Raw genomic sequence first — 24,237 nt, forward strand, 5'->3', positions numbered from 1 at the left:
ATAATCAGGCATGAATAGTTACCTCGCGAGTAATTGATGGAGTGTCTAGGAGTGATCAGATCTGCAACTGGAAGCCCAGCTTGATCGAGCTGACGTCGTCGCCCGCGGCGGTCGAGGTGTAATCCAGCCCCTTGGTGAGCAGATCGCCGTACTCGTACATCAGCATGATCTTGGCGTTGTGGCCGTCGATGATGTAATTGATGCCGGCTTCGTAAACGTCGCGGCTGGCGCTTTTGATCGGATCGACGTTGACATAGCGGACGTAAGGCTGGAATTGACCGACCCACACCTTTTGCGGAAGCAGGTACATGGCGCTTACGTCGTAGGCGTTGCCCTCGAACATGGCGAAGCCGCCGCCCGCGAGCCTGGACGCCATGCCGTAGCCCTTGATGCCGTAGTTCTTGTATTCGCCATTGACGGTCACCACGCCCATATCGCCCAACGGCTTCTCGAACAGAACGTCGACCGCGGTGCCGCGGAAATTGCCCGGATCGCTCCGCGTCCCGGCGCCGTCTTCCTGATACTGGTTGGAAACGCCCAAGGTCAGGATGTCGCCGCCCTGGCCGTAGTAGGTTCCGCTGGTGTAGTAACCGGGGTTCTTTTCCACGTCGAGGAAGTTGTAGGCGACGCGCTGGGCGTAGAGGATGTTGTCGTCGACGTTGGCGCCGTTGCGGAGCCCACGAAAAAAGCCCGCCGCGTATTGCAGGCGGCCGTCGAAGAACGAACCCCAGATGGTGGCGCCGTCGTCGCGGCCGAAGGAGCCGGCGGACGTACCGTCGGATCGGATCGTCGTGTTGAAGTCCGCCGGCTCGAAGGGCGTGCCGGCGCCGAAGATGTTGTACACGGCGCTGAAGAACGGTCCGTTCATTTCGCGGCGCTCGGCGGGCACCAGCATGCGGCCCATCCAGATATTGAACATGGGATCGAATTCGAATTTGCCGATGGCATCGAGAATGCGCATCTCGCCGCCATCGCCGCAGGTCTGGCAATCGGTGTTGAACTCGATCTTGAAATACTTGTGAATCTGGCCGTTCAGGTACAAACGGATATTGTCCAGATTGAAATCGTTCGACCATTTGCCCGCATTGGCGGCTTCCTCGGTAGCGGTAAAGCTCGTTCTAAGGCCGGCGCCTATGCTCACCCACTTGGTATCGTCGATTTTGAACGTCGCTCCCCCAAGCGACACGGGTGCGTACGCCGTCGTCAGCGCCGCCAAGGCGGCGGGCAAAAGCGCAATCCGCAAGCCGCGGCGATCCGCTTGCGTCGCGCATGTTGTTCGATTCTTCATGACTTGAAACCCCCTGATCGTTGAAGTCGGTCCGCGGGCGGTCCGCGCCACCGGTCGTTTCCGGTGTAGTCGCGAGCCGCCCGGATGTCCGCGCCCCGTCGGCGAAGGCCTTTCATCGGGCGCGGCAAATATCCTTATCGGTTGAATCCGAAGAGCTGTTCACGGAGTCGGCCGTTGCGGCTAACTCGTTGTCGGCACGGGGGTAATTAGATTTCCGGGGGGTATATGTCACAATCAGTCAAATGACGTATCCCGGAGCGGGGGGTATCGGCTTAGAGTCTCGGCAGCGCACTCGCGGCCGGTTACAGGCGACTTGGAGGGTGTGTAAGCAGTGGCGAACAACCCGGAACGCCAAGATCGGAAAGGGCGGCTTCGGTGCTCCAATCGCAAACGGATTCCCGACCTACAAGGTGCACGGTTGTAGGTCGGCAATCCTTTGCCGACGAAGACGCTCGGCTGGGGTGTGGCGTCGGGAAGGGGGGCTTCGGCGCTCCCGAAGACGCCGTTTGCGATTGGGAGGGATTCCCGACCTACAGGGGCTGCGGTCGTAGGTCGGCAACCCTTTGCCGACGTTAGGTACCGGGCCGCTCAGAGAACTCGAACCGGCTTGGCCGCCGACGCCGTAAGCACTCTTAACCTTATGAAAAAATATGCGTATTCCGTTTCTGATCGTTTCTTTTAGCCTGCTCGCCGGCTGCTCCATCGGCCTGAAACCCCAAGGCACTCCGCTCCGGCCCGAATCGGTGGGCGAGATTCTGTTCCGCGTGGCGCCGGATAATCTGGACGAGGAGCAAACCGCAGCCATGGCCGAACGGATCAGCAAGAATCTGAGTTCCTGGGGATATCCGGTGGAGCCGGATCTAGACGAGAGCGGCGAAACCGGCGCCACTCACGAGATGGAAGCACGGGTCGGCAGGATCGAGAACAAGAGCACGCCCACCGGGTTCTCGTTCAGCATCGGCAACTCCGACCCGCGCGCGCTCGATTTTCAAAAGGCGGAAGTGCTGCCGGTAACCTGTACGCTCAAATCCACCGCCCGTTCGTCCGAAACCGTAAGCCTCTTCATGGATTTCATCGCCGACGAGAAAATCAAGAATCCGAACCGCATCAAGAGCGATCCGGCATTGCTGGAAACTTACGAGAATCACATCGGAACGGTCTGCTTCAATCTTCTCGACAAGCTGAAGGTGCCGAGGAAGAAAGCAGCCTCGTCGACCAGTACCAGCACCTGGATGCCCGAGATACGCATCGAAGTCACGGAAAAACCGGCGAATTCCGAAAGCGGAACCTCGACCGGCGCGATTCCCGTTCTCCCCGCGGAAACGGATAACCCCACGAATCGGCAAGCGCCGAATTCCGAAGACGGCCCTTCGAACCCGCCGGAAGAGCCGCCCGTAAAAACCGAAACCAGCAGCAATACCGAGGAAGGCCGCAAACGAATCATCATTCACAATCGCGGAAATCCGGTGATCCTCGACTTCGGCTTCGAGCGGAAATAGGCCCGACGCCGGCTTCCTGCCGCTGCCCGCCCTTTTAGCGTGCAATCCTGCGGTCTTCGCCCCAAATCGGGGCGCAGACCGTTCATCAATGCCCTCTTCTTCTGCCTTCTCCCTGTAGTCAACTCAACGGCACGTGATTTGCTCGCCTTGTTGAATTCGAGCGACAAATTGGAATTGCACTCGGCATAAAAACAACAAGATCAGACAAGAGGCAAACCATCGCTTTGGAAGGATTGAGCCGTCAGGCCATCGTAAAGATACGGCGCGACTATAACGCCTGGGTCGCGAACGAGACCCTGGAAGACTATGCGCTTCGGTTCGCGCCGCGGTCGTTTCGGAAGTGGTCCGAGTTCCGGGTGGCGAACACCGCCTTCGGCTCGATTTCGTTTCTGGTTCTGGAAGCCATCGGCGGCTTTCTCGCGATCAACTACGGATTCGTCAACGCGTGCTGGGCCATCATCGCGGTGGGCCTCGTCGTTTTCCTCACCGGGCTCCCGATCAGCTACTACGCCGCCAAACACAACATCGACATGGACTTGCTGACCCGCGGCGCCGGGTTCGGCTATATCGGCTCGACCCTGACCTCGCTGATCTACGCCTCCTTCACCTTCACCCTATTCGCGCTGGAAGCGTCCATCATGTCGCTGGCGCTGGAACTGTACTTCGACATTCCCATCGCCGCAGCGCATGTCGTCAGCGCCCTCTCGGTCATTCCGCTCGTCACCTTCGGCGTCACCACCATCAGCCGGCTTCAGCTCTGGACCCAACCGTTGTGGATCGTGCTGCTTGTCGCACCCTACGCGGCCGTCATCTGGCGCGAACCAGAGGCTCTGACCGAACTCGCCCTGTTCCCCGGAAGCGAGAATCGCGGCGCGCAGTTCGACTGGATACTGTTCGGAACGGCCGCGACCATGGCCTTTTCCATGGTGGCCCAAATCGGCGAGCAAGTGGACTTTCTACGGTTTCTGCCGGAAAAGAATCATCGCAACCGATATCGGTGGTGGGCGGCCACCATTATCGCCGGCCCCGGATGGATCTTTTTGGGCATGGCCCGGCAACTGGGCGGCGCTTTCCTGGCGTATCTGGCGCTCAAGCACGGCATCGCCGGCGAGCGGGCGCACGAACCCACCCAGATGTATCGGGTGGCCTACGGCTACCTGTTCGACGACGGCAGGCTGGCGCTCGCGGCAACGGCACTGTTCGTGGTCGTATCGCAACTCAAGATCAATGTCACCAATGCTTATGCGGGCTCGCTGGCCTGGTCGAATTTCTTCTCGCGGCTGACCCACAGCCATCCCGGTCGAGTGGTCTGGCTGGTCTTCAACGTGATGATCGCCCTGCTCCTCATGGAGCTCGGCGTTTTCGGCGCGCTCGAGCGGGTCCTCGGCCTGTTTTCGAACGTCGCCATCGCCTGGATCGGCGCCCTGGTGGCCGATCTGGTGATCAACAAGCCGCTGGGCCTGAGTCCGCCTTTCGTCGAATTCAAGCGAGCGTACCTGCCGGACATCAACCCGGTCGGCGTACTGTCCACGCTCGGTGCTTCGGCGATTTCGACCGCAGCCTACACGGGGTTGTTCGGGGCGCTGCCGCAAGCATTTTCGGCCTTCATCGCTTTGGCGGCCGCTTTTCTGCTGACGCCGGTCATCGCTTGGCTGACCCGAGGCCGCCACTATCTGGCGAGAGACCGCAACGACTGGGGCTCGACCACGCCCCATGCCAAATGCTGCATTTGCGAAAACGATTTCGAACTGGAAGACAAGGCGTACTGCCCGGCCTATCAGGGAACGATCTGCTCGCTCTGCTGCACCCTGGATGCCCGTTGCCTGGACACCTGCAAACCGAACGCGCGGCTCAAGGACCAGCTCGAACGGGCCAGCCGCCGCTGGCTGCCCTCATGCCTGTCGCCGCAATTCAGGCTGCGCCTGATTCAGTTCGCTCTCGTTTACCTGCTGCTCGCCGCGCTCACCGGCGTCTTCGTAGGTGTGATCTATTACCAGGATATCCTGGCAGCCGCTTCCGGGGACGAGGCTTTATCTCAAGCGCTGTTCGCCAATTTCCTCAAGGTCTATTCGGCGCTGCTGGTTTTCCTGGGCCTCGCCGCGTGGTGGATCGTGCTCAGCAACGAAAGCCGTCAGGTGGCGCAGGAGGAATCCGGGAAACAAACCGCCCTGCTGCTCAAGGAAATCGAGGAACATCGCAAAACCGACAGCATGCTCCAGAAAACGAGGGAGGCCGCCGACCGCGCCAATCAGGCCAAGAGCCGCTTCGTTAGCGACATGAGCCACGAGATTCGAACGCCATTGAACAGCATACTCGGGTACGCCCAGATCCTGCGCAAAGATCCGAGCATCCCGGCACATCGCCGGGAGGCGGTGGAGATCATTCAGCGCAGCGGGGAACACCTTTCTTCCCTGATCGAAGACATTCTCGACATCGCCCGCATCGAGGCGCGCAAGATCGAGCTGCGGCACGGGGCTATCGATTTTCCCGCGTTCATCGAGCAATTGGTGCGCATGTTCCGGCCGCAGGCGGAAGCGAAAGGACTGACCTTCCGTTGCCAGATCGTCGATGTGCTGCCGCGCCGGATTCGCGGCGACGAAAAGCGAGTGGGCCAGATTCTCATCAATCTGCTGAGCAACGCCGTGAAGTTCACCCAGGAGGGCGGAATCGTTTTCCGTGTGGGCTACAGCGGAGAAATCGCACGGTTCCAGGTGACGGACACCGGAGAAGGCATATCGCAGGACCAGATCGAAACCATCTTCCTGCCCTTCCGGCGCCTGCCCAGAGCCCGCGGCAACGCCATTCCGGGCAGCGGTCTCGGACTCACCATCAGCAAGATGCTCACACAAATCATGGGCGGCGAACTGACGGTGGAGAGCGAGCCTCAAAAGGGTTCCACGTTTGCCGTCCGGCTTTTCCTTCCCAGCCTGCGCAGCGCGGAAGAGGTTCGGGATGAAGGCGACATCGTGGGTTACCGCGGTCCGCGCCGCAAGATCCTGGTGGTCGACGACCAACCCGAGCATCGCGGCATTCTGACCTCGGCGCTAACCCCCTTGGGGTTCGTTCTCGAGGAAGCGGGTTCCGGCGAAGAATGCCTGGCGAAGGCCAGGGAATGGAATCCGGACCTGATTCTGCTGGACATCATCATGCCCGGAACGACCGGCATCGAAGCGGCGGCCAGCCTGCGCCAGACCGGATGCAAGACCCCCATCATCGTCGTCAGCGCCAATGCCTACCAAAGCGACCGCCGTTCGGCCAGCGCCGCCGGCTGCGACGATTTCCTGGCCAAGCCGATTCAGATCGAAGAACTCCTGCGCAAACTCAAACTGCATTTGAGTCTCGACTGGCTCTATCGGGGAGAGGATACGGAGCAAATCGAAACCGCCCCCGACACCGCGCAGCCGATGTTAAGGCCGCCGCCCGACTGCCTCGAAGAACTGGCCGCATTCGCCCGCATCGGCGATCTTCGGGGCCTTGCGGACCGCCTGGACACGCTGGCCGGAAGCGATGCCGGCTACATCCCTTTCGCCGAGCATCTCCAGGCGCTTTCGCGGGAGTTCCGTCTCGGCGACATCAAGAAAACACTCAGCGAGGTCTAAGATGAGCTTAAAACGTCAATACCGCCAAGGCACGGTAATGATCGTGGACGACGTACCGGCCAATCTCGCCCTGCTTTCCGACGCCCTGGACGAAGCTGGCTATCGCGTACTGGTTGCGACCGACGGCGCTTCCGCCCTGGAGCAGCTTCGCTACGCCGAACCCGACGTCATATTGATGGACGCGGTCATGCCGGGCATGGACGGTTTCGAAACCTGCCGCCACCTAAAGGCGAATCCCGCGACCCGCTCCATTCCCATCATTTTCATGACCGGACTCGGCGAGCTGAACGATTTGCTCCGGGGTTTTCGCGAAGGCGCCGTGGATTATCTGGTCAAGCCGATCCGCCATGAGGAGGTTCTGGCCCGGGTCGAAGCACATCTGGCCCAGTCGCGGATGGTGTTCCGCGCGGAAGAAGCCCTGGAGCGCAGCGGATTCGCGACGATCAGCATCGATGCCGCCGGGCGGATCATCTGGCTGACATCCTCGGCCGTCCGCTGGCTGGCGGCGTTCTCGGGAATCAAGGTGTTCGATTTCGAGACCTCAGCCTGCTTTTTGCCCAAGACACTTCTGGATTGGGCTTTAGCCCGTATCGCTCCGGGCGGAACCACGGAACACGAGTTGTTCACGCTTCATCGCGACGGCAAGAAATTCACCGCGAAGCTCGCCCCATGCGAAAGCGGACGCGAATACCTGCTGCTATTGCAGGAATTTTCCGGCGACTGGAACTTGGAGTCCTTGCGGGACGAACTCGGACTTACCTTCCGCGAAGCGGAAATCCTCATGTGGATCGCCCGCGGCAAAACCAACCGCGAGGTCGGGACTATCCTCGGCAGCAGTCCCCGGACGGTCAACAAACATCTGGAGCACATTTTCGAAAAGCTGGGCGTCGGCACCCGCGCCGCCGCGGTCGCCGTCGTCATGCAGCGCATGAGGACGGGAGCCGAAGCGGCTTGACCGAGGCACCCGGTAGGTCGGGAATCCCTTGCCGACGCCATCTCCCGGCCGGGCGGTTTCGTCGGCAAAGGATTGCCGACCTACGAAGGCTGTCGCCGATAAATTGAACTCGTTGGTCCATGGCACAGGTCTCTTTCCACGGCATCGGCGTTTCCTCCTCGCCAATACCTTAATGGATGTAAACCATGTGCCCGGTCTATTTTGTATCTGCGTACGTCCTGCGTAACAAACCGAGGTAACGAAAACAGCCAAACCACACCGCTCTATCGGGTTTCCGTGGTTCCGCTCCCGGCGAAGCCATGCGCCGACCCCGCCACCGGTATTTCGCGGATATCCGCATCCAGGCGGCGCGCCTCTTCGATCCGCGCCCTCGCCTCACGGGTGTCCAGGCGCACGCCGTACGCCACGTAGGCGAGGTCGGAAAGCGGCGCGCGGCTCCCCTGAAAGAAAGGCCATTGCTTGTTCTTGCGGTAGAAGGTTTCCACGAAACTGGTGATGGCCAAGAGCGAAGCATTCCCCTGCGGATCGGAAGCGATCCACGGACCGCCGGAATCGCCGCGCGTAGGCATGGGCTCGTCGACCGAATAAGCCCCTTGAGCATCCAATCGGTTGACCGCCAGCAGGGTGGAAAGCGAAGACACCGATGATTCCTTGGATTCGAACTGCGCCCGGAACTGCAGGTGAAGTATGGGATCCAGATCCTCGTATCGCTTCGGCACGAACTCATAGAAACTGCTCGTCAAATCGAAGACGCGCTTCTCGGCACAGCGGGGACCATCGATTTCCGTTTCCCGGTAACCATAACCGAAGCCACAGATCAGGGCCTTATCGGGAGTATTCCCGGTCGTGATCGGCAATGGCCGCAGCGCGTCCCCGACATCCGCGTCGAAAATCAGAATGGCGATATCCTCGGCGATGTTCTCCTGCACGACGCCGAAATTCGGATACACCGCCGCGCGCAGCCTGGCATTCGATACCGTTGCGGAAGGAGCGGCCTGCAAGCGGACCGCCGGCAATTTAAGCGGTCCCTCCAGACGTACGTCGCGCAGACAATGCGCAGCCGTGATCAAAGTCAGCGGGCGCGTGCCGAGTACCGCGGAACTGCAAGCACCGTTCCCACTTTTCCAGACCCGCCGGTACTCATCCCAGTGATGTAGTTCGATCGTCAGCGGCAGGGTCGATTCCCGGCCGATCGGCAACGGTTCGCCGTGGATGAGCGCAAAGACGCGCCCGGCCGACAGAACGGCCACAATAACCGCAAACGCCAGCACAACGATGTTCATGCAGACAGTCCTGTGATCTCTCCCTATTTCTCTGACAGCGCAATTCAGCACTGATTCTGCCCGGATCATCCGTTCGCATCCAATCCTCTTCCCGGGCCCGATCAGGCCGTCACATTTCAATGGTAGCGATACTGCACAGCGGGGGAAGTTTCAATGGGAAAACAAGCTTTCGAAAATGCGGTTGAGTTAAGGAAGCTCTGATTAAGTCCTTCGACAGGCGCAGGACGAACGGTAACGTATTGGTTCCGTTCGCGGTGAGCCCTTCGGCTTCGCTCAGGACAGGCCCTTCGACTCGGCTCAGGACAGGCTTGTCGAACGCTCTCCTGAGCCTGCCCTGAGCCTGTCGAAGGGGCATGAACGGATTCCACTTGTTCAGAGCTTCCTTAAAACATCAATCTCTCTATCACGAGTATGAGAGTGGACCGGCAGAGGGAATCAATTCGGATGCCTTGAGTTACGGAAGGTGTAATGCCGTATGGGATATAAAACCCGCCCGTGAACCTCAAACCAGTTCGACCTTCAGCCAGCCGGGTCGATGCTCGTCGAATGCCTGATAGGCTTCGATGACTGAAGTCAAAGGCTCGGTTTGGGTCAGGATCTCGGTCGGATCGATGACTCCGCTCCGAACCAGGTCGATCAGCATGGGGATGTACTGGCGATGATTGCAGTTCCCCATCTTCAGGGTGAGATTCTTGTTCATCGCCATGCCGATCGGGAAGAAACGGTCGGATGGCGGATAAACGCCGATGATCGACAATGTTCCGGCCTTGGCCAGAGCCTGAACGGCCCAGGTCAAAACCAGGGACGGGCTGTCGCCATGATGCCAGCGAATCCCGGCCTGCTGGGCTTCCGGCGCGATTTCGTTCAGTTCCTGGTCGAACTGGGCCTTTTGCTCATCGGCCTTTTGCGCGGCCGGCCCATGATGGGGACGCTCGGCACCACGCCCACCGCATCGATGGCGCGGTCCACGCCGATCCCGCCGGTCAGATCGCGGATAGTCTGCACCGGATCTTCGAGATCGAAATTGATGACCTCCGCACCCTGATTGCGTGCCATCTCGAGACGAGAGGGTTCGTTGTCCACAGCCAGGACCCGGCCGGCGCCCTGAAGCTTGGCGCAAGTGATTGAGAATTGCCCGACCGGTCCGCACCCGAAGACGGCTACGGTATCGCCGGGCTTGATCTCCGCCAGTTCCGCGCCGAAGTACGCCGTCGGCAGAATGTCCGAGATGAGTATGGCCTCATCGTCGGTGATGTCGTCCGGCAGCTTGACCAGCCCGACATTGGCGAACGGGATGCGCGCCTTTTCCGCCTGCAATCCGTTCAGGCCGCCGGCGATCGCCGGACCGCCGAAAAAGGTCGTGCCGCCCAGAAGACCGTTGGGATTGGCGTTGTCGCACTGGGCGTAGTAGCCCGCTCGGCAATAGGAGCAATAGCCGCAGGCAACGGTCGACGGCACCACCACCCGATCGCCTTCCCTGAGATTCCGAACGTTCGATCCCAGAGATTCGACGACGCCGACGGCCTCGTGTCCCAGTACGGTGCCGGGTTTGAGCCCGCCCAAGGTGCCGCGCACCATGTGCAGATCGGTTCCGCAAATCGCGCTGGCGGTGATTCGCAAAATAGCGTCTGTAGGATCTTCGATATGCGGCTCGGGGATATCTTCCAGACGAATATCGCCGATTCCGTGAAAAACGACTCCCTTCATTTTTGCCTCCGGTCTTCACCTGGTGGTTTCGGGGCGCCGCACCAAATCCCAGCGCCCGATCGGGACTCTTCCCCTGGCCTAAAAGCCTGTTTTTCCCCGCGAAATACCCGCCCGTTGATTTTTGGTTTGATGATCGAGTTTCGCCGCAGTTCCCGCCGACTTGCGCCGCCGAGACATTCGCACAGATCGGGCGGCAAATGAATCGAAACCTCCCTAACGCTTGGAAGTCGGCGCCCCGGCCGGTTTCGCGCAGGGGCCGGCGTGATCGAGCTGAACCTGGGCGCGGCGGCGTGCGCAATCGTTGCTGTAGGTTTCGCCGTCGCATCCGCAGACGGGATTGTGCTCGGTCGTGCAGATTTCGGGCGGAACCTCGCAGGTTCCCGATATGCTGGTCGAACCGCATGCATTGGGAGTTCCGATCTCGCAGTATTGGCCGGGCGGACACCGTGCCCCTGTCGTTCCGCCGCAGGCTTGGCCGGTCACCGGCGCCGGGGATTCCATCAGGTAGAATTCGCTCGCGATGAGGGACTTGCTCGTACCGGCCGGGCCGGTCACGGCCTGATGAGTGCCGGCCACCAGTATGCTCCCCTGCTTGAGAGCCTGATATCCGGCATTGACCTTCTCCGGATCGGCGGCGGATGCGAGCAGGTCGACCTCGGCAATCAGAGCCTTGGTCAGCGTATTCAGCCGCTCTTCCTCGATGTGCTCGCAGGGCTCGGTCGGACAAGGGCCATCGACATCCCTCACCCGGTACAGAGCGCCCGCGGGAGATGCCCGTGCCTGGGCCCGCCATGTTTCGTGCACGACCAGAACGCTGTCTTCTCTGTTGGAATCGGTCGCACGCCTCTCGAGAATTCCGCGCACCAGCCCGCGCCCCAAAACGAACTCCTTCTTGAAGTCCTCGTTTTGTTGCGGCACGCCTCCCGTCTCGGAAAAGTCTATCGCGCCGACATAGCATTCCCGGCGCCAAATCCCGTCGGCGCAGCGCGTTCGCGGTTTGTTGACTTCCTTAACGAAAACCTTGTCGCACGTTGGTGCAACGCACTGTCTTGGATCTTGGCGAGCAACCTTGAAGTAGCGGCCTTCGTCTCCATAGATCGGACTGCTTTCCCAGAGACCTATGATCGTCAGCCATAGAGCCAGCTCTTTGATCATTCCTGATCCTCCTTCCGTTCGATTCGATGTCCGCGATACCGATCGTATCAAGGCATCGAGGAAATATCACGAATCCGGAAGAAAGCCGCACGAAGGCACGATAAACCGGGACAAAAGAAAAGGTGTCGCCATTCTCGGCGACACCCGGTCCAGAGAGGGAGGGGAGAGAATCGGAGACGCTGAATGGTGCGGTCCGATGAGTGGATGTTGATTGGTGGCATCCTGCCGATCACTCACCGGCCGCCGAAATATAAATTGCAATTCATATGCCATGCGCAACGCCAGTTGTTGCAGCACTTGCCGAAACGCGCGTGGATAAAGGGCGTGAGATGCCGCAGGGAAATGATGGAATTGCCATAGCCTACATTTTCGCCGCGATTAGGGGCGGAAACGCTATCGGAATGGCCGTGCTGCGTCGCTAGCGCACGACGGGCGCTATGCCCCGCCCGAACGTTTGGCCGAACCGCCGCAGCATTTCTTGTATTTTTTACCGCTGCCGCAGGGGCACGGCGCATTGCGAAGGATTTCGCCCTTGTGGGCGATTTTGCCGTGATAATTGATGGTGCCGTCCAGATAGACCCATCGTCCCGCCACCCGGTGAAACCGGCTGACTTCATGGATCAGATAGGTGTCGTCTCCCAACTCGAACTGGGCTTTGAATTCCACGACGCCTCTATCGTCGTTTTCGCCGCCACCTATGGTTCCGACGATCTCTAGACGGGACCAGGTGCGGGTGTCGCCTTCGAAGTCCAAAGATGCCGGCCGCTTGCCGGGGTCCCAGCTCTCCCTGAGATAATCGGCATCGCGCAGTTGGAAAGCGGTAAACCGCGAGCGCATCAAGGCTTCAGCGGTGGGCGCAGCGGATTGTCCCGCCAGATAAGGGCCGCAACATTGATCGAAAGGCTTTTCGGAGCCGCAGGGGCAAGTCATAGGAGTATTCACAGGATTCTGCAGAGTGCGGGTTGATCGGCTGAAGGTCGACGAGCGGTGCGCCGAAGTTCGTTTCGGCTCGAATTGTCGAGGGCCGATTCTAACACGGGGACGTCATTACGGCCTGTTCCCTCACGAACGCGATAACACGAGCCCGGACAGCTTCGTCGGCAGAGGATTGTCGACCTGTAACTTGAATGATGGAAAGGCGATTCTAAAGCGGCTGAATCCAAATCGCTTTCAATCAGGCATTCATTTTCGTAGGGTGGGTTAGGCGCACATCAGCACTGACCGACCGCCGATCTGCGCGCCAGGGCAAGCGCGAAACCGGCCGCATTCTTACGCCGCGATTAAACGACCTCGGTCTCCAAAGCGCGCAAGTTTTCTTCCACCCCGGCGGCATGAGTCAGCTCGGCCACGTTGTCCTTGGTGAAGAACCCCTGGAAGTCGCCGAAGCGTTGCACGTATTCCACGATCAGGGAGGAATATTCCGAGGCGCTGGAGAAGATTTGCTTGAGCCCTTCCTCCCTGGAGCCGATGACGTCGAGCAGGAATTCCTTGCCGCAGTCCCGCAGCGTGCCCACCACGTAATCGATGTTGGCCTTCCCTTCGGTTTCGCCGTCCCGGACCGCAACCGCAAGATGATGGAGCCTCGGCCCGTAGTTGCGGACGAAGGCTTCGGTGGGCGACGGCAGCTTGAGCAGGTGGTTGACGAAATAGGGATGATTCGCGGCCGTGAACACCTTGGCGGGACATTCCAGCTCGTTCGAGTAATGCACGCTCTTGGTGACGTTGGTCGAGGAATTCTGGGAAACGATGTCGTAAGAGCCCCAGTAGTAATAACTGGTCAAGGTCAGCCATTCGAGGATGGCGGCTTCCCGGTTCTGGCTATAGATGCGGGTGGCGAGATGGTCGATGGGCAGGAGCAGCGCTTCCAGCCCCAGTTTGACCTGAGCTTCCTTCGCCTCCAGGTAGGCCCTTTGAACGTCGTCGCGAATGGTGCTCCGACTCGGGGCATAAACACGGGTGTCCGCTTCCGACCGCTCCCAATAGCCGACGATGTTGTGGGTATAGGGCGACGGCTTGACGATGGCCATGTCGTCGGGCATTTCCAGCTTCTGGATCTGATCCCGATTGAAGAAGCGGACATCCCTAGACTTCTGCAATGCCACCACTTCGTTCACATCGGTCACCCGAAACACTTCGCCCATGTAGCGCGAATTCGGCTTGTGCGCGCCGATCGGGTATAGCTCGTTGAGGCTTCGGAAAATGCCTCGCGTCTCGGGGTCCTTGACTTCGCGGATCAGAACGTCGGGAGCGTTCAGGTCGATGCGGAGCACATGGGTGTAATGGCGTTCCGATTCGATCGTCGCGAGATAATGATAAGGCGTCATCAGGCACAGCTCGCCCACATAGGGAACCGAGTGCCCAGGCTCGACCGCGATCATCATGGCATCCACCTGATGGATCAGCTCGGTAAGCCCGATCCTATCGCGCTGCTCCAGCAGTTTGACCAGGAACTCCTCGAAAAACGGCGAGTTCGCCTTGTCTCCATGACGGGGAAAATCGAGCGAAGACATCACGGTCGCTACTCCCTATTCATTGACTACCCGTACTGTCGAGGTAGTCTGTTGCTGTCGCATATAGAAATAGAAATACTGATTCGACACCGCCACATGAATGGCGCCCAAGTCGGTTTGGACCTGATCCAAGTACTCGTGCAGAACGGCAGGCGCCAAGCCTTCCCAGCGCAGGCCCGTGAGCCGCCGCCAAGTCCGGCGAGTCACTTTCATGACCTCCTTGTGGTTCGGCAGCATGGCCAGACACTCCTCGATTTCCGAGAGGCAGTGACGGACGGTCCGCGGAAAATGGGGATCGAGCAGCAGATAATTCAGCACGGCGTGGCCGCGCACATGCACGTCCACGTGACGGCGGTACATTTGGTAAGCGCTCAGGGCCTTGAGCACGCTCATCCACAACCGCTCCTGCAAAGGCTCCAACGCGCCGCCTTGCCGCGGGAGCAGCACGGCCGCGTTGATATCCGCGATGCGCGTGGTCATGTCGGCGCGCTCGATGTTTCTCCCCAGCCTGATGAATTCATAAACCAGGTCGTGGCTCATGCAACTGATCAGCAAGCCGGCCAGCGATTGGTTGCGCTCGATGATGTGATTGAGGACTTCGTAACGCTGCGCCCGATTTTGCGCCGCGCTGGACGCGAATCCTTGGACATAGAGATAAAGCCCGTTTACCCGCTCCCAAAATTCCTTGGGAAGGATTTCCCGGAATGTGCGGCTGTTCTCGCGGGCGCGGCGGATGCTGGATACGATGGCGCTCGGGTTGCGCTCGTCCTGGATCAGGAAGCGCAGGATATTGGATTCGTTCGCCTCTCGGTAATGCTCTTCGAAGAGTTCGTCCAGACCGACCAACTTGAGCAGGATATCCCAGCCGAACGAGGCGCCTTTGGGGAGATCCAGCAGCACATCGGTCGTGGTGTTGATCAGGCGTGCGGTATTCTCGGCCCGCTCCAGATAACGGGCCATCCAATACAAGTTCTCGGCTACGCGGGATAGCATGCGTCCTCCGTGTCGACGATCCAGGTATCTTTGCTGCCCCCGCCCTGCGATGAATTCACGACCAGGGACCCCGCTTTCAGCGCCACTCGCGTCAGTCCGCCGGTGGTGGCGTAGAGCCGGCTGGATTGCAGTATGAAAGGCCGAAGATCCAGGTGGCGGGGAGCGAGGCAATCGCCGACCAGAGTCGGCGCGGTGGAGATGCTGAGCGTCGGCTGCGCCATGTAATTGCGCGGATTGGCCCGGATCAGCTCGGCGAACGCCGCACGTTCCTCGCGGCTGGCCCTAGGGCCTATGATCATGCCGTAGCCGCCCGACTCGTTGGCCGGCTTGACCACCAATTTGTCCAGGTTGGCCAGCACATAGGCCCGTTCTTTTTCGTCCATGCAGAGGTAGCTCGGCACGTTGGGAATGATCGGGTCCTGATCGAGGTAATAGCGGATGATTTTCGGCACGTAGGTGTATACGACCTTGTCGTCCGCCACACCGGAGCCGGGCGCATTGGCAATGCCGACCTTGCCGTTGCGCCAGGCGCGCATGAGACCCGGAACGCCGAGCGCCGAGCCCGGACGGAAGGCCTCCGGATCCAGAAAATCGTCGTCGATGCGGCGGTAGATCACATCGACCCGCCTGGGGCCGGAAACGGTCTTCATGTAGACCCGGTCATCCGCATCCACCATCAAATCCGAGCCTTCCACCAGGAAGGCGCCCATCTGCTGCGCCAGATAGCTGTGTTCGAAATAAGCCGAGTTGAAAATTCCCGGAGTCAGCACGGCCACCACCGGCCTCTCGCCATCCCTCGGAGAAAGAGCCGCCAGCGCATCGTAGAGCTGAACCGGGTAGTCATCGACCGGCAAGATATCGCAACCCTGAAAAAATTCGGGAAACAGGCGCTTCGTCAATTGTCGGTTTTCCAACATATAAGACACGCCCGACGGCACCCGGAGATTGTCCTCCAGCACGTAGACCGTGCCGTCCTTGTCGCGCACCAAATCGGTACCGCACACATGGGCCCATACGCCAAAACGGGGCGTGATACCTAGGCACTGCGGGCGGAAGTTGCGCGAACCCGCGATCACTTCCAGCGGAAAAACGCCGTCCTTGACGATGCGCTGCTCGTTATAAAGATCGTTGATGAACAAATTCAGAGCCGTAAGCCGTTGCTTCAGCCCCTCCTCGATCCGCATCCATTCGCTTTTCGCCATGACCCGGGGGATGATGTCGAAAGGCCAGGCCCGGTCGATGTTCCCGGCCTCGCTGTACACGGTAAACGTGATGCCCATCGTCATGATGGCCGCATCCACCGACTGCCGGCGGGCTTCCAATTCTCCCGGCTGAAGAGAGTTCAGATAACGGAACAGAGCCCGGGCGGCGCACCGAGGCTGGCCGCCCGGTTCCAGGAGTTCGTCGTAGGCTTCGCTGTTGCGGTAGTCGTGGGAAATGTTCATGAGCGAACGATGATGTTGACGTTTCCGACGAAGCATCCTCCGTGCCAATGGCACAGACGAGCGCTACGGCGCGCCACCGGGCAAGCAAGCGTTTCGCCGTCTGCGTCGATTCCCTGACAAAGCGAATAAGGTGCACGGTTGCAAGCGCCCCGCGCTGTTGTGGTGCGTTCCGTGATCTGGCGTGGTGTTCGGGCGCTCCATCTCTACCGGAGTTGTAGTACTAACGCCTTGTCAGCCTTAGTATGACGGTTGATCGATGATCCCTGAGCAAGAATGGTTTTCGCGTGCGGAAAAAGGTCAGCAACGGGAAAGCAGGTCGGCAATCCTTTGCCGACTCAGGGTTGGGAAGGGATTCCCGATCTACTGAAGCTGTAGTACTAAACGATTTCTTCCTGAAACGTCTGACGATAGAATCGATCGAATACCCATACACTGAGTCCATTCTGACATTGCCATGACGTATTGCCTTTCGATCAACGTGGAACGCGGCCTGGTGTTCTGCTCCGATTCCCGCACCAATGCCGGAATGGACAGCATCGGCACCTATTCGAAAATGCACACCTTCGTGTGGCCGGGAGAGCGGGTTTTTGTCTTGCTCTCCGCCGGCAATCTCGCCACCACCCAGGCGGTGGTGAAAAAGATGTATCGCGATGTCGAGCAGGCCTGGGTACCCAATCTGATGACGGCGACCAACATGTGCGAAGCCGCGGATTACGTCGGCATGATCAGCACCCAGCTACAGCGCCAGCAGGCTAGCCGCGATACCGCCAACACCAGCTTCGAGGCCACCTTCATCTTCGGCGGCCAGCTGGGCCATAGCCCGCCCGAGACCTTCATGATTTACCCGCAGGGCAATTACATTCACGAATCGGGGGAACATCCCTTCCTGCAAATCGGCGAAACCAAATACGGCAAGCCCATCCTGGACCGCATCATCAAGCGGGACATCGGCCTGGAGCGGGCCGCCCGATGCGCCCTGGTCTCCATGAACTCCACCATACGCAGCAACGTGACCGTCGGCCCGCCGGTGGAATTGTTGATCTACGAGCGAGACAGCCTGACCGAAGGCCGCCGGCTGTTCCTCACCGAGGATGATCCTTTCGCCCGGCAGCTTTCCGAGAAATGGAACGAGGGGTTGATTCTCGCTCTGGAAAATCTGCCGAATTTCCCCTGGGAAAACGCCGAATCGCAAACTGCCGACTTTAAGCTCGCCCTGCTCAAGCAGCAACTCGATCTATAGAAACGAACAGGCTTTTCGCTGAACGATGCCGATTGGCGCGTACCCGGTTCCAGCGGTTCGGCATCTGTCGCTTCCCGTTTTGTCTCACTCAGATATAGGGTGGATTAGACGCGCACTGCTACGAACCATGCCGTCGCTGCCGGACTCTCCGCGCGCCTAACTCACTGATTCCGCGGCCTTGCCCGGTGGACGACGGCGCGTGGAAACACCAAAGGACACCTCGAAAAACCGTCGCGAGCGCCCCGAGTGCTAGGCGCCCGGAGCACAGGAACCGGAGTGTACATGGAGTACATGAGGATTCCGCGCACCGCGCAACGCAGCAATCGAGTCGCGCAGTAGATTTTTCGAGGTGTCCCAAAGGAACTTTTCGGTTCCCTTGCGATGCTCTCCCAACCCGCCCTACGCCGGAAACACGAATCGGAACATTGTTTTTGGCTATATCCTATCCGGGTAGGCTTTTCGTACCGCGGTGAACAAGGAGTGAAAACCGATGGCACTGGAAAAAATACTGCATCAGACCGTAACCGGACTATTGGACCGGCATATCCGGGAAGGCTCTCTCCATCTTCACGTTACAGGCGGTCCGAGCCGCCGCTTCGGAACCGGGCAGCCGGAAGCGCACTGGAATGTTCTAGACCCCTCGGCCCTGCTCCGTCTCTTGTGGGATCCGGAACTTCAATTGGGCGAAACCTATCTCGAAGGCGGTTGGAACGTGGGATCCTCCGAGGCGTTGCCGGCGTTCATGGAGGTCATGATGCGGAATTTCTCCGAACCGGGACCCGCACCCTATCTGCATGTCCGCCGATGGTTGCACCCGCTTGTTAGAACGGGTAACGCCATCGCCCGCAGTTACCGGAATGTGAGCCATCATTACAATCTCGACGAATGGCTGTTCCGACGGTTTCTGGATGAACGCCTGTTTTATTCCTGCGCTTATTTCGAAACGCCCGAGCAGACGCTCGAAGAGGCGCAACTCGCCAAATGCCGGCTCATCGCCCGAAAGCTGCGTCTACAGCCCGGAATGCAGGTCCTCGATATCGGCAGCGGCTGGGGAGGCTTAGCCGTTTACCTCGCGCAAGAAGCCGGCGTCGAAGTAACCGGCGTAACGCTCTCCAGGGAGCAACTCCGAGTGGCGCAAGCCGATGCCGAACGACTCGGACTTCAAGATCAGGTTCGCTTCCATCTTCGAGATTACCGGAAGCACACCGGAGAATATGACCGGATCGTCAGCGTCGGAATGTTCGAACATGTCGGAGCCCGACACTATCCGGCTTTCTTCCGGCAAATGGCGAAACTGCTGAAACCCGACGGCATAGCACTGCTCCATACCATCGGCGCCACCAACAAGGATGGCCCTGCCAACCCATGGATAAAGCGCCACATTTTTCCGGGCAGTTATATCCCTTTGCTTTCCGACGTGTCGCCGGCAATGCAGCGCTCGGGCCTGATTCTGACCGACCTGGAGGTGTTGCGGCTGCATTATGCATATACCCTTCGCGAATGGTTTCGGCGTTTCCAGAACCATAGAGCCGAAGTGGTCGAGCGGATGGGAGAACGCTTCGCCCGCATGTGGGAATTTTATCTGGCGGTATGCGAAGGCTCGTTCCGCTGGCGCGATATGGTGGTTTTTCAACTTCAGCTGGCGAAGCGGCATGGAGCCGTACCGATCACCCGGAACTACCTCGTGACGGATCATTGAGAAAGGCGCGTCCCTGATCGGCCGATCCCGGCCGCGCCGGCGGCCGGGCGGGTCTGCGCCGCCTGTCTTCTGCAAACGTGGCTTGGCAGCACGAATCTTGCCGATTATCCTTATCGGCCTCGGGGGCTGACTTATCAACTCAAGAATTCTCATATGAGCGAATCATGCGATGTGCTGGTCATCGGGGGAGGACCGGCCGGATCGTCGATTGCGGCGTTGCTGGCGGAAAAGAATTGGCGCGTCGTTCTGGCCGAAAAGGATCGACATCCGAGGTTTCACATCGGCGAATCCCTGCTGCCTTTGAGTCTTCCTTACCTGGAACGGCTGGGCGTGCTGAATGAGGTCGAGAAGATCGGTCTTCGCAAGTACGCCGCCGAATTCGATTCCATCTACCACGGCAAGTGCTCCGACTTTCAGTTCGGCGAGGCTCTGGACAAAACTCATCCCTATGCCTTCGAGGTCAAGCGGGCGGAGTTCGATCATATCCTCTTGAAAAACGCCGCCGCCAAGGGCGCGGACGTTCGCGAGGGCTGCCGCGTGACTTCGGTGGAATTCCACGAAGGCCGCGTGGATAAAGTCAGGGCGACCGGTGAAAACGGCGCGGAGCATGTCTGGCAACCGCGCTTCCTGGTCGATGCATCGGGCCGCGACACCTTTTTGGCCGACAGGCTCGGCACCAAGGAGCGCAACAAGAAACACAGCAGCGCGGCTGTTTTCGGCCATTTCGAAGGAGCCGAGCGCAGAAGCGGCCGGGACGAAGGCAATATCAGCATTTACTGGTTCGATCACGGCTGGTTTTGGATGATCCCGCTCAAGGGGGACCTGATGAGCGTTGGCGCCGTCTGCTGGCCTTATTATCTGAAAGGCCGCCAGACACCGGTCGAACAATTCCTGTTCGACACCATCGCCTTATGCCCGCCGGTGCAAGCTCGCCTGAAAAACGCCCGGCTGGTATCGCCCGTAACCGCGACCGGCAATTATTCGTACGCTTCCAAACGGATGAGGGGCAAGAATTACTTGTTGATCGGCGATGCTTTCGCCTTTATCGATCCGGTATTTTCCAGCGGCGTCCATCTCGCGCTGTACGGCGCGATGTCCGGCGCGGAGACCGTGGACGGCATCCTGCGCGAGCCGAAAACCGCGGAAAAACGCCTCAAGCAGTACGAAAAATCGGTGCGCCGCGGGCTGAAGACGTTTTCCTGGTTCATCTACCGCATCACCACACCCGCCATGCGGGACTTGATCATCCATCCTCACAACCGGTTCCGTATCAAGGAAGGCGTCATTTCGCTGCTTGCCGGCGACCTGTTCCGGAACACCCCGATCGCGCCCAAACTCTTGATGTTCAAGGTTATTTATTATTTGAAAAGCCTGTTCGACCCGATCAATAACTACGCGGCCCATAAGCGCAGACGCCAAAACATCGCATCCTGAAGCTCGTCTCATATACGCCCGACATGAATTTGCCAGCACGAATGGGCTCTTTCGATCCGAGCCTAGGCGTTACGCAACAGCGTTCCGCCAGGCTTGATCCGCCCGTTTATCTCACCCTGTTTCCTGCCGAAGCCCTGAGCGGTCTGACGAACACGAAGCCAGCCTCCGTGCTCGGAATCATCGGCTTCGATGGCTTTTCCGAATCCGGTACAGACACGCCGTACCCGGTCCTGACGCTGCCCATGAGCAGCTTGGACGAACAAAAGCTTTGCGAAGTCTGGCTCAGCCCACAGCCGGCACGCTACGGAGAACATCAGGGGATACGCTACGCCTGCAACGGCGATATTCTGTTCGGCTGCTTTTATTTACCCGACCAGGAGCAGGATTCGGTGGAAGCCCGGACTTACCGGACGTACTGCCGGATACTGGATCTGATCCGCGTCTCCGGCTATACCCATCTCATCCGCATGTGGAACTATCTTCCGCGGATCAACGGCGAATACCTTGGGCTCGAAAACTATCAGCGCTTTTGCCTGGGGCGGCACCAAGCCTTCGCCGAAGCCGATTATGTGTTCGACCGGGATTTGCCCGCCGCCAGCGCGATCGGGACCGGGGCAGAAGGGCTGCGGATCTATTTCATCGCCTCCCGCGTCCCGGGACGCCAGATCGAGAATCCGCGCCAGGTGAGCGCCTATCGATATCCGTTACAATACGGACCGCGCAGCCCGTCGTTTTCGCGCGCGACGCTGACGGAGTTCGGCGGTGAACGCCAGCTTTATCTGTCGGGAACCGCGAGCATCGTAGGGCACGAAACCCTGCATCACGAGGATGCGGCCGGGCAATTGCGGGAAACGCTGAGCAACATTCAGGCCGTACTAAACGAGCTGGGCCAGTCCCGAATCAAGCTCGAAGAATTGGGGCCAGACAGCATGTTGAAAGTTTATATACGCCATCACGAACATTTCGGCATCGCGAAGCGACTGCTCGCGGAAACCCTGAATCCTTCATGCCCGGTTATCTTTCTACAAGGCGATATTTGCCGCAGAGACCTTTTGCTGGAAATCGAAGGCATTATTCGATTGCCCCGTCCGTAATCCGGTCCAAGGCGATCGGCCTTAATGATCTAACTGTCGAATATCAATAGCTTATGACCACGCAACTGACCCCGATGGAACTGGAACTGGCACGGATGATCGTCGAATCGTTGAATCTCGAAGCCATTCCCGAGCACATCGAGCCGGAAAAACCTCTGTACCGGGACGGGTTGGGACTCGATTCCATAGACCTGCTCGAACTCTCCCTGGTTATCTCCAAAAAATACGGACTTCAGATCAAATCGGACGATCCGGACGTCACTAACATTTTCTCTTCGCTCCGGGCGCTGGCCAGCACCATCGAAAAGCGGCGTTCGAAATAAGGTATGGGGATCAAACCGGCTTTAACCGTGTGCCTGGCGGCGCTCTTTCCGGTTTTTTCCTTTGCCGCCGTCCGTTCGGACATCTCGCCGGTCTGGCTTGGATTCGTCGACTTTCTTCTCTTCACGGCCATCTTGATCGCAATGCGCTTATCGGGCGAAGGCCGGTCGAGCATGATAGGCCGCCTTTGGCCTTTCGCGGTGGGCATCGGCCTCTGCGCGCCGCTCTTTTACCTGAGGCCGGACGCGATGATCTATTTTTCGCCCGTCGGCATCGGCCTGATACTCGCAAGCCTATTCCTGACGACGCTGACTCCGGGACGGGAACCGCTGATTACACGCTTTGCCCGGCTGGAGCGGCGGGGTGTGCTGCCCGACGATTTGCGGATTTACACTCGCAATCTCACCTGGGCCTGGGCGATCTTTTTCTGCCTGTTGGTTCTGGAATCGGTGTTGCTGGCCTTGTTCGCTCCGGTGAAAACCTTTCTCCTATTCACCAACACCGTGAATTATTTCTTCGTCGGCGCGTTTTTCATCACCGAGTACATCTACCGGCGCATCCGCTACCGGCATCACAGCCATCCGTCCATCCTCCACTTGATCGCGACCATCGCCCGCTCGGGCGTAATCTCGGCTCCCAAGAACTGACCGGAATTCCGCCGGGCGAACTCGAACGACAACCAGACCGATGGAGGCACACTTTACCGTTTCATCAGACCACCCTGCCCTGCCCGGTCATTTTCCGGGCAATCCGGTGGTGCCCGGCGTAGTGATTCTGGACGAGATCGCCTGTCTCTGGCTGGCGGGCCATCCAGGCTTTCGCCTCGCCGGCATTCCTGCCGCGAAATTTCTCTCGGTGCTCCGTCCGGGCGAACCGTGCCGGGTGCAATTCGATGATGCGGGAGAAAAATCGGTGAAATTCGACTGCTTCTCGGGCGACCGGCGCATCGCGCAAGGGCGTCTACTGTTCACCTCAGTCGCACCATGAGCCGCAGCTGGATTAATCAAAAAGAGCGCAGCACCGGCTTCTGGCTGCGAACGATCGTCTGGATCGCCCTGCGGCTCGGGCGGCCGATCGCCCGCGCCCTGCTCTACCCCATCACGGCGTATTTTCTGATTTTCGCCGACCGCGCGCGGCAAGCTTCCGCTGCCTATCTGACACGCATCTTCGGTAGACCACCGTCGGGCCGGGAGTTGTTCCGCCACTATCACACTTTCGCCGAAGCTCTGCTCGACAGGGTGTTCGTGTTCGCCGAGCGGGACGAATTCTTTCAAATCCGGATGCACGGATTCGATCTGCTGGAGCGGCTGATAGCGGACAAACAGGGATTCCTCCTGGTCGGCGCCCATGTCGGCAGCTTCGAAATCCTCCGCGGCCTCGGGCTGAGGCACAGGGGGCTTTCCGTCAAGGCGCTGGTTTACGGCGAAAATTCCCCCAAGATCAATGCCATTTTCAGGACGCTGAACCCGGATCTGTTCAAGGACATCATCCCCGTAGGCACGGCGAGCGCCCTTCTGGGGCTGGATGAGCACATCGCTAACGGCGGCGTGGTCGCCTTGCTCGGAGACCGCAGCGTACACGGGGAGAAGCGCGTCCTGTGCCGGTTTCTCGGCGAGGACGCCTGGTTCCCGGCGGCGCCAGTGCTGCTGGCGAACTTGTTCAAGGCTCCGGTGATTCTGTTCTTTTGTCTCCACAAAGGCGGCGCCGATTACGACGTACACTTTGAGCTGCTGGCCGAGCGCATCGAGTGTTCCCGGAAAAACCGCGACGAAAAAATCCGGGCGTTCATGCAGCACTACGCCGACCGGCTGGAACATTACTGCCGCCAGGCGCCTTACAATTGGTTCAATTTTTATGATTTTTGGGATAAGAGCGACAGCACGGACGAGCAGCGTATGTCCGATGCCTTAAGTCCCGAAATGACCCGGAATTTTGAACCTCGTCGAGCATCCGCCAATCGTGGCTCTCCGGCTTCATAATTCGATCCAGCCCCGCTCAGACGGTCGAACCGAAGA

The 24,237-nt window shown here is 59.3% G+C and carries 18 protein-coding genes and 1 pseudogene; 11 read left to right on the forward strand and 8 right to left on the reverse strand.

Annotated elements, in window-relative coordinates:
* Positions 1-55: 55 nt before the first annotated feature.
* On the reverse strand, positions 56-1,288 hold the full coding sequence (locus ACR2TX_RS01330) for a hypothetical protein (RefSeq protein ID WP_434114000.1): 1,233 nt from the start codon (positions 1,286-1,288) through the stop codon (positions 56-58).
* Positions 1,289-1,938: 650 nt separating this feature from the next.
* Between ACR2TX_RS01330 and ACR2TX_RS01335 the strand changes: the two genes are divergently transcribed.
* From ACR2TX_RS01335 to ACR2TX_RS01345, 3 genes are all read left to right on the forward strand, one after another.
* Positions 1,939-2,787 carry a hypothetical protein gene (locus tag ACR2TX_RS01335; RefSeq protein WP_434130964.1) on the forward strand — a complete coding sequence of 283 codons (849 nt, stop codon included), beginning with the start codon at positions 1,939-1,941 and terminating at the stop codon, positions 2,785-2,787.
* Positions 2,788-3,011: 224 nt separating this feature from the next.
* A complete protein-coding gene (locus ACR2TX_RS01340) occupies positions 3,012-6,386 on the forward strand; it encodes a response regulator (RefSeq protein WP_434130967.1) in 3,375 nt (1,124 codons plus the stop codon).
* Between the two features lies 1 nt (position 6,387).
* Positions 6,388-7,341 carry a response regulator transcription factor gene (locus tag ACR2TX_RS01345; protein WP_077731663.1) on the forward strand — a complete coding sequence of 318 codons (954 nt, stop codon included), beginning with the start codon at positions 6,388-6,390 and terminating at the stop codon, positions 7,339-7,341.
* 263 nt (positions 7,342-7,604) lie between these two features.
* Here the strand turns inward: ACR2TX_RS01345 and ACR2TX_RS01350 are convergent, their stop codons facing one another.
* The 7 genes and pseudogenes from ACR2TX_RS01350 to ACR2TX_RS01380 all read right to left on the reverse strand — a co-directional run bounded on the left by ACR2TX_RS01350 (position 7,605) and on the right by ACR2TX_RS01380 (position 16,434).
* A complete protein-coding gene (locus ACR2TX_RS01350; protein ID WP_166642696.1) occupies positions 7,605-8,624 on the reverse strand; it encodes a trypsin-like serine protease in 1,020 nt (339 codons plus the stop codon).
* A gap of 502 nt (positions 8,625-9,126) precedes the next feature.
* A pseudogene (locus ACR2TX_RS01355) lies at positions 9,127-10,331 on the reverse strand (zinc-dependent alcohol dehydrogenase).
* Positions 10,332-10,544: 213 nt separating this feature from the next.
* Positions 10,545-11,486, reverse strand: a complete 942-nt coding sequence (locus tag ACR2TX_RS01360; protein WP_077731659.1) for a Kazal-type serine protease inhibitor family protein — start codon at positions 11,484-11,486, stop codon at positions 10,545-10,547.
* Between the two features lie 435 nt (positions 11,487-11,921).
* Positions 11,922-12,416, reverse strand: coding sequence for a YchJ family protein (locus tag ACR2TX_RS01365; RefSeq protein ID WP_077731657.1), 495 nt, complete (start codon positions 12,414-12,416; stop codon positions 11,922-11,924).
* 350 nt (positions 12,417-12,766) lie between these two features.
* On the reverse strand, positions 12,767-13,996 hold the full coding sequence (locus tag ACR2TX_RS01370) for a hypothetical protein (RefSeq protein ID WP_077731656.1): 1,230 nt from the start codon (positions 13,994-13,996) through the stop codon (positions 12,767-12,769).
* A gap of 15 nt (positions 13,997-14,011) precedes the next feature.
* A complete protein-coding gene (locus ACR2TX_RS01375) occupies positions 14,012-14,989 on the reverse strand; it encodes an alpha-E domain-containing protein (protein WP_077731655.1) in 978 nt (325 codons plus the stop codon).
* Entirely contained in the window at positions 14,974-16,434 is a 1,461-nt protein-coding gene (locus ACR2TX_RS01380) for a circularly permuted type 2 ATP-grasp protein (protein WP_434132387.1), read from the reverse strand. Before ACR2TX_RS01380 ends, ACR2TX_RS01375 begins: the two co-directional genes overlap by 16 nt.
* A gap of 454 nt (positions 16,435-16,888) precedes the next feature.
* Here ACR2TX_RS01380 and ACR2TX_RS01385 point away from each other — a divergent pair, with 454 nt between their 5' ends.
* The 8 genes from ACR2TX_RS01385 (at position 16,889) to ACR2TX_RS01420 (ending at position 24,201) form a co-directional block, all read left to right on the forward strand.
* Positions 16,889-17,674 (forward strand): peptidase, encoded by a 786-nt coding sequence (locus ACR2TX_RS01385; protein ID WP_077731653.1) that lies wholly within the window; start codon positions 16,889-16,891, stop codon positions 17,672-17,674.
* 490 nt (positions 17,675-18,164) lie between these two features.
* Positions 18,165-19,373 (forward strand): SAM-dependent methyltransferase, encoded by a 1,209-nt coding sequence (locus ACR2TX_RS01390; protein WP_086132812.1) that lies wholly within the window; start codon positions 18,165-18,167, stop codon positions 19,371-19,373.
* A gap of 153 nt (positions 19,374-19,526) precedes the next feature.
* Entirely contained in the window at positions 19,527-20,807 is a 1,281-nt protein-coding gene (locus ACR2TX_RS01395) for an NAD(P)/FAD-dependent oxidoreductase (RefSeq protein ID WP_086132813.1), read from the forward strand.
* Between the two features lie 41 nt (positions 20,808-20,848).
* A complete protein-coding gene (locus tag ACR2TX_RS01400) occupies positions 20,849-21,901 on the forward strand; it encodes a hypothetical protein (protein WP_077731650.1) in 1,053 nt (350 codons plus the stop codon).
* 53 nt (positions 21,902-21,954) lie between these two features.
* Positions 21,955-22,224, forward strand: coding sequence for a phosphopantetheine-binding protein (locus tag ACR2TX_RS01405; RefSeq protein WP_240502592.1), 270 nt, complete (start codon positions 21,955-21,957; stop codon positions 22,222-22,224).
* 3 nt (positions 22,225-22,227) lie between these two features.
* Positions 22,228-22,869, forward strand: coding sequence for a hypothetical protein (locus ACR2TX_RS01410; protein WP_347258467.1), 642 nt, complete (start codon positions 22,228-22,230; stop codon positions 22,867-22,869).
* A gap of 40 nt (positions 22,870-22,909) precedes the next feature.
* Positions 22,910-23,209 (forward strand): 3-hydroxyacyl-ACP dehydratase FabZ family protein, encoded by a 300-nt coding sequence (locus ACR2TX_RS01415; RefSeq protein WP_077731648.1) that lies wholly within the window; start codon positions 22,910-22,912, stop codon positions 23,207-23,209.
* Positions 23,206-24,201, forward strand: a complete 996-nt coding sequence (locus ACR2TX_RS01420; protein ID WP_077731647.1) for a hypothetical protein — start codon at positions 23,206-23,208, stop codon at positions 24,199-24,201. Before ACR2TX_RS01415 ends, ACR2TX_RS01420 begins: the two co-directional genes overlap by 4 nt.
* Positions 24,202-24,237 lie beyond the last annotated feature (36 nt).

This window comes from Methylocaldum sp. GT1BB, from assembly GCF_051027545.1.
In the GTDB taxonomy this organism is placed as follows: Bacteria; Pseudomonadota; Gammaproteobacteria; order Methylococcales; family Methylococcaceae; genus Methylocaldum.